This is a genomic window from Anaplasma bovis (genome assembly GCF_036903315.1).
GTDB classification, from domain to species: Bacteria; Pseudomonadota; Alphaproteobacteria; order Rickettsiales; family Anaplasmataceae; genus Anaplasma; species Anaplasma bovis.
In genome coordinates, this window is the sequence record NZ_JAWLNY010000052.1 from 1 (window position 1) to 6,977 (window position 6,977).

The 6,977-nt window shown below is 41.5% G+C and carries 6 protein-coding genes; 1 reads left to right on the plus strand and 5 read right to left on the minus strand.

All coding sequences use genetic code 11. The features are described 5' to 3' along the window. The 5 genes from R4I06_RS03985 to R4I06_RS04005 form a co-directional block, all read right to left on the minus strand. Positions 1–685: MBL fold metallo-hydrolase (locus tag R4I06_RS03985; RefSeq protein WP_334414272.1), on the minus strand; the 685-nt coding region annotated here is incomplete at its 3' end. An 85-nt stretch (positions 686–770) separates the two neighbouring features. After that, a complete protein-coding gene (locus R4I06_RS03990; protein ID WP_334414274.1) occupies positions 771–1,262 on the minus strand; it encodes a hypothetical protein in 492 nt (163 codons plus the stop codon). Further along, positions 1,259–1,861, minus strand: a complete 603-nt coding sequence (locus R4I06_RS03995) for a hypothetical protein (RefSeq protein WP_334414275.1) — start codon at positions 1,859–1,861, stop codon at positions 1,259–1,261. The genes R4I06_RS03990 and R4I06_RS03995 overlap by 4 nt, the downstream gene beginning before the upstream one ends. Positions 1,862–1,870: 9 nt before the next feature. Beyond that, a complete protein-coding gene (locus tag R4I06_RS04000; RefSeq protein ID WP_334414277.1) occupies positions 1,871–3,310 on the minus strand; it encodes a hypothetical protein in 1,440 nt (479 codons plus the stop codon). Between the two features lie 84 nt (positions 3,311–3,394). Beyond that, positions 3,395–5,773, minus strand: coding sequence for a hypothetical protein (locus R4I06_RS04005; RefSeq protein ID WP_334414278.1), 2,379 nt, complete (start codon positions 5,771–5,773; stop codon positions 3,395–3,397). Positions 5,774–5,968: 195 nt separating this feature from the next. Here R4I06_RS04005 and R4I06_RS04010 point away from each other — a divergent pair. Beyond that, positions 5,969–6,977 (plus strand): FAD-dependent oxidoreductase (locus R4I06_RS04010; protein ID WP_334414279.1); only part of this gene is annotated, 1,009 nt, incomplete at its 3' end.

Sequence of the window (6,977 nt, forward strand, 5' to 3'; positions counted from 1 at the left end):
TAAGCACTGCTATTGAGGGTTTGAGTTCCTTTATCCACTCAATGCATAAATCTACGTGCGCGTGAGCTCCCACTTCCTGGTATCTCAAGCAGCCTAATATCAGCACTTTCTTATTTTTCAGTATGTCCCAAGATTCACTCGGGAAAGATTTAACATCCGTGCAATACGCTATAGAATCATCAAAAATGAATCCATTACTGTTTATTTCCCCATGATGCTGTTTAAAAGATACAATCTTAAGTTCTCCTACACAAAACTCAACACCATGGCGCACAGAATGAGCTGTAAGATAATGGCATTTTTTCCATGGAGCCCCTGGTTTACTAGGGATAAACATATATGCATTGCAGGAGAGTACCATGGCTATGGTACCAAAATCGCTGTAAACCGGTATGCTGTATATACCCCCCTTAGGTGTAAACGCCTGCAACTCAGGAATACCACCAGAATGGTCGGAGTGACAATGTGTTAGTAACACAGCATCAACAGAGCAAAACCCGTTTCTAAGCGCTTGAAATCGTAAATCTGGAGAGGCATCTATTAGTACGCAGGTATCCCCCTTTTGCACGAGGGCAGAAGTCCTAGTCCTCTTATTGTAAACCGACTCAGAGATACAAACCTCGCAGGCGCATCCCACAGATGGAACACCCACAGACGATCCACATCCTAGTATAGTAATTTTCATAATCTATACTACTTCGCACATATTTACTCCCTATTCTGCCTGCACTTCAAGATAACTGCACGTACCCTAAGGGGTATGTACCCCTTTATAACTCCTCATCATCAAAAAGCATACTTCTCAATCCATTTACTTCTTCCCTGCGAATCCTACTCTCTACAATGCGTTCTATCTTTTTTACATCTTGTTCATCCAGCCGCATTCCCTTTTTTACGAAACTATTACCTAACGTTCTATAAAATCTACACGTTTTTGCCTTCAGACGCGTAACATCATCATGTTCTATGCTATTGCTATTCCTGGTCAAAAGTTGCATCAGATAGTTGGAAGTGGCGCCAAAGTCTTCGTCAGAAATATCGCAGAGCGTAAAGCCTGACTTATCCTTTTCAGAATACCTACAGTATTTATCTTTAAAGGAGCCCAAGATCTCATATTCTATTTCATGTTCAGAAAACTGAGCTACGCATTTGTATGGAGTACAATCCATAAGCGAATACACAAGACCCACACAGTCACCAATAGCGGATGAACCAGTGAGGTAGGTCAGCATCACCGCACCACACAGCAAGTACTTTCTCATATGTATTGCCCAAAAATCATGTATAAATCGAACTCTATTTTTCCACTCGCAAAAGCTTGCTCTTTTCCGTGGTGACCAACTATTACATTTTCATTTTTTACAACTTCAAACAGCCTAACAGCAATAAATCCAGAAATGTCATATTTTATGGAATGCATAAGTAGAATTGCATTCTTGTCCGTCTCGGCCTCAAACTCCACATTTACTCTGCTGCTAACAACTCTTATGTAGCGCTTATCATAGCTGTCACTAATGTCTGTGGGTTCAGACGCTGTTATGTTTTTTATAGAAACTTTATGTGTTTTACAGAGGTCAGCAATTCTTTCTACGAGGTTTTCACTATGTAAGCGGTTATCATTTGCATAAACATGTGCGTGGGAGAGCTCTTTCCACACGGAAAAACTATTATTGAGCTTGGCTTCCTTGTTGTGAATGCTGTATATTTCCGCCTCCATCCTGGAAATGTCCCTTTTGATGTCGTGAACCTCATGTTCCAATTTGGACTTTTGAGTGTAGACATGGTGCAGTTTGGGCAGCATAGCTACAAGCAGGACAACAATAACAAATTGTAGCAGGTAATACTTATAGATGCGTGCCATTGTGCTATCCTATTTATGCCTAACTAAATGCACGATATAGTGCCGTGGTTTGCCACTAACTTCCCTAACGTTGCTTACAGTATAATTCCCATGTATAGAGGAAAATTTTTCCACCAAATTTACATCGCTCGATTTCACAAATACACCCAACTCAACAATAAGCTTAAAGTCTTGCTCCGTGCTCCAAACAAAACTCTCAATTCCGAAGTCATCTCTAGCTACTCTGCTTATAGGTAGAATAACTTCCATGGGATCCACGCTGGTATTAGAGAGCATCCTGTATAGGTCTACTATCTCGTACATCTCGTTGATCCTATGCAGTTCGTTATCGTTACGTATACTCTCCAGCTCGCTAAATAAAGCCTCAGATTTCTGATTCAGGCTTACAATTTCTCGCGCCTGATTAAAAGCTTCAACGGTGCAGAAAACGTCGAATATTGAAATAACAGAAAGCAGCACGCAGGCAGGCAATAATGCAAACCTTCTTAACAGGTGCCCCCTGTGTACAAGTTTACCTTCCTCAGTTCTCAAAAAAAACTTTGATGTACCTTGTCGCAGAATGAAGCTCAAAATAACAGTGTCGCAACAGACGCTACTAACGCTCACATAGTCCTGAACCCCTAGAACCTTGCCTAGTTCATATGGCGTCATAACGTTGATATTTGCATCCTTGAGATTGAATGACATCAACCTTGATTTAACGCTTCCCGGAACTACCATGTATAATCCGAAATCTTCCTCTCCGTGCGCAGTATCTACGGACGACACTATATGCTTAACAGTGTCTTGTATGTCATGATACACTTTGCTCGCAACCGCGTAATGGAGATCCCTTTCGCATTGTTCGAGCTTTACCGAAGCGGTAGAGAAAAGTACCCCATCGCACAGCACAATCTTTCTGAAATCACCAACCTTTGTGCACGCTATAAATACCACCCACTTTTTCGGCTCCTTTGCTGCAACAACCTGGGCAACATTGACCAACTCAAAGGGAAGCAGAAACACACCTTCAACATTATCCGCGCACCCCTTACATACATCTAGAAATCTACTGAAAATCTCATCCTGGATGCTGCATTCAACACACATGTGCACAATGCCTCCCTTACCAGAATTTACTGATTCGTTAGCAGATAAAAGAAATGTTGCATTAAATCCACTCTCCCGCACAACGTTCAGATCTTTTTGCGCAGAAGTGCCGCTATTAATGAGTTTTTTCGCGAATCCAGAATGTCTATTGTAGATTTGAGAAGAATGGTCAAGTACAACGCACACGTGAGTTTTTTTGCTAGACAATACACACTTTTCTACATCTGCCCACTCACTGCTACTTGCGCTGTCAACAAAGTACTTGTCGCATACAGCCCCTGAAACAATACGTATAACAACAGCCCCGCTATCACCTATCAGAATAAAAACAACATCTTCACTACGTAGCTTGAGCCCCATCCGTATACCCTTGACAAAGCAGGAACAGGGGTGCACAACAGACTCACCCCCACTTTCAGCATACGTAAAAAGCCTTAAGGTAACCTAAAGTTCATGTACTGACCCGCAATCATGGCTGGTCAAGGAATCTGAAATACTCTCCATACACAAAGTAGCTGGCCTCTCGTCCACTACCGCGTTCCTAGGCTCTAACCGAATGAAACTCACATCTTCTTCAACAGCATTGTCATACATATTTCTGTATGAATTACTCTCCCACCTTCTATTCGTTATCACTCGTCTGTACAAATAACAAACTGCTGAAATCATGAAAAACGCTACAACTACTCCTAATGCTACCCATATTCCACTATTATTGCTTACTCTGCCACGAGATGAGTTTGAAAGGCTTGCAAACTGTCTGCTCATTTCTATCCCGCCACCATAATTACTAGACACAGTTACATTTCCTCTACTACCACCTGTAGCTGCATTCGTTCCAGTAGCATTACCAGAAGAGCCGCTTATAATATGTTTCGAAAGGTTCGCAAGATGTCTTGCAGTTTTTACAACATATCTGCCGGGGACAGTTGCTTCTGTTCTATAAATCTCTGTAGAAGCGCCCCTTCTTCTGACGGTAGTCTTAGCAGAGTTCATTACTGGGGATGGAGTCGTTGAAGAGGGCTTTTTTCTAGGTAAATCTTTAACAACTGTATTACTGACTTCACTACCCTCGCCTTTTCGTAAAAGTGACTCTACAGGCGTGGCTGTGGCTTCACTTGCACTTATGTCACGTCTGCTGGTATGATGTTCCCTATAAGCGTCACTTTTGGCATTCTTCTCGGTTGCAACATAGACCGAACTATGGCCGTTATTCTCAAGTTCATACACACCATAGTTTGCAACCTTCGCAGCGCCTTTGTACTCTCTTGTACGCCTCAAATTTTTGAAACTTCCATTAGTAATAGAAGTTTCAAGATGCGTGACAGCTTCTACCGTACCACGTAAAGGTGATCTGCCACTGATTGCGTCCATAAACTCCTGTCTTCCTACATTGCTACAATCAATTGTTGCAGTTTTTATCAATATTTCAGATTTAAGTAGCTCGTCACCTGAAGGAATTTCATAGACATGAGCATATTCCCTGTTCTTTTCCGTGATAAGAATGCTTATATCACCGTTGTTTGTCGGATTTACACTCAAAGAAGTCGTAGAAAATCCTATATGAAAAATACCTTCTACAAGCAAATAGGTGTCACCATTTAACATCAACATGTCAACGGTACCATTTGCTTTTCTATCGCTTTTTTGGGAGATGTAAAATATGTATCGCGCATTGCCCACCGAAACCCTGTCCATCAGGTGCACATCTCCATTTCGTAAAACATGGGTCTTGGGTCCAGCAATGCCACACCTGAAACTTTCAATAAGACATTTTTCTGCTACATCCTCCTTGTATACCATGTCAACGTTTCGCACAGTATATACAGTTGAATAAACAGAACGTTCACGTACCAAATGCTTATCTATATGAGTGATAGATAATTGGTTTTCTCTTGCATCCTCCCACACAATCATTCTTTCAGAGTCTTCATACGCGCTTCCTCCAAATACACGAAACAAATATGTGTTATGTGAGCCAGCAGAGCCTTTTGGTTTAATAAGGGCAAGATCCGTACTAGAAAATTTCCATGCAAAATACCCTACATCCGATGACGATAACCTAACTGGGTCTTTGAATTTTCCTATTACTATTATGTTACCATCAGAATGCACAGTTATTCCGAGGGGACCTTCGAACGCCAGGTAATCCTTAGAAGAAAGAACACTGCTCAGTTTTTCAGCAACAATACTGTGATCTTGTTCACTTATCGTGTATTGACTAACGCATAAAGAGCTTAAATCAGAGCCCGCAGGGCCTTCTTCTTTCTTTTTTTGTACTAAAAATGTAAAAATGATCCTCTGTACATCACCTTCTTCACGCATAACAAAGTCAGGTGGCGCTCTTTTTGCTTCACCTTTTGTAAATACGGCATCACTTATCTTCATTAAGCGTGTATCGCTCTCGGTGAACACAGCGAAATACATGCCGTACTTGCCGCTACTATCCTTCTCATAATACACACAAAACATTCTAGAGCCGCTACTCCAGAACTTTGCACTCACGCCTCTTAAACATCGTGTTAAATGTGCATCTTCCTGCACATCTGCTCTTTCAACAATGCCACCTAGAGCGCCTATCCCACTAAGAACCTTCATTCTATCTTCATAAAATCTATTACCCAATCTGTACAAGGCGGCACCACGCTTCTTCCACTCCTCCACATCACCTTCCTTACCAACCTTCGTATCGTATATTGATAAATCCGACCTTTTTTGCACTTTATCCGAAGATTTGTCTCCATTCTCACTAACTATGCCGCCTTTTTCATCGTATGTTTCGGCGTGCGGCGGGACATGTCCATCAAATTTGTCCTTTGACATTGCTAATACCTAATACTTTAGGAAGTAATATTATTAATTTTTAAACTATTATCAATCAAAAACCCTATTCTGTACCATGGTTCTAATCTGGGCATGTATAGGATCAGTTACATTGCTACATTGGGTAGATTTCCATTGCTAATGCCCATGATTTTTAATATGATTCACGCGAATTCCTCCTTGGTTGTGTTTCGTATGGACAGTTATGATTTTGTAGTTATTGGCAGTGGCCCTGGAGGCTATGTAGCAGCTATACGTGCTGCTCAATTGAATTACAAAGTAGCTATTGTCGAGAAAGAGGAATCGCTAGGCGGTGTGTGCTTAAATTGGGGATGCATACCTACGAAATCTCTCCTTACATCTGCAGAAGTGTACAAAAAAGTGAAAGAGGCTGAGTCTTACGGAGTAAGAGTTAATGGAAAAGTGGAGGTAGATGTAGCTGCCATTGTCGAGCGTTCGAGGGGCATAGTAGAAAAGCTACGTAGTGGCGTTTCGATGTTGATGAAAAAAAACAAGATTGAAGTCTTAAAGGGAACTGCAACACTCCTTGGAGGCGGAAGTATACGTATTGAACATGCTGGAAAAAATACTACAAAAAAAGCTCGACACATAATACTAGCTACTGGCTCCTCTCCTAGAATTACACCAAACTTAAGTGCGGATTTCATATGGACAGCGAAGGATGCCATGATGTTTAAAAATCTACCTGAATCAGTTTTGATTATTGGGAGTGGTGCCATTGGAATGGAATTTGCCAGTTTTTACAATACTATTGGCAGTAAAGTAACTATAGTGGAGGCACAGAAACACATATTACCGCTGGAAGATCTGGACATCTCAAATACAATGGAGAAAATTCTCTGCAAGCGCGGCGTGTCAATATTGAAGGGTAGTCAAGTACAGGAGATTACTAAAAGCGGTTCTGTGCTTTCCGCTAAGATAGTAGATTCTGCAGGCAAGGAAACCGTGCAGAAATTTAGTAATGCTTTATCCGCTATAGGTGTGGTCCCTAACACTAAAGACTTAGGCTTGGAAAATACGAAAGTGAAACTTTGTGAAAAAGGGTTTGTGGTAATAGACTCGTTCTGTAAAACTGAAGAAGCTGGGCTGTACGCTATAGGAGATGTAGCAGGTTCTCCATGTCTGGCGCACAAGGCAAGTCATGAAGCTGTGATATGTGTGGAAAACATAGCAAAATCTGAGG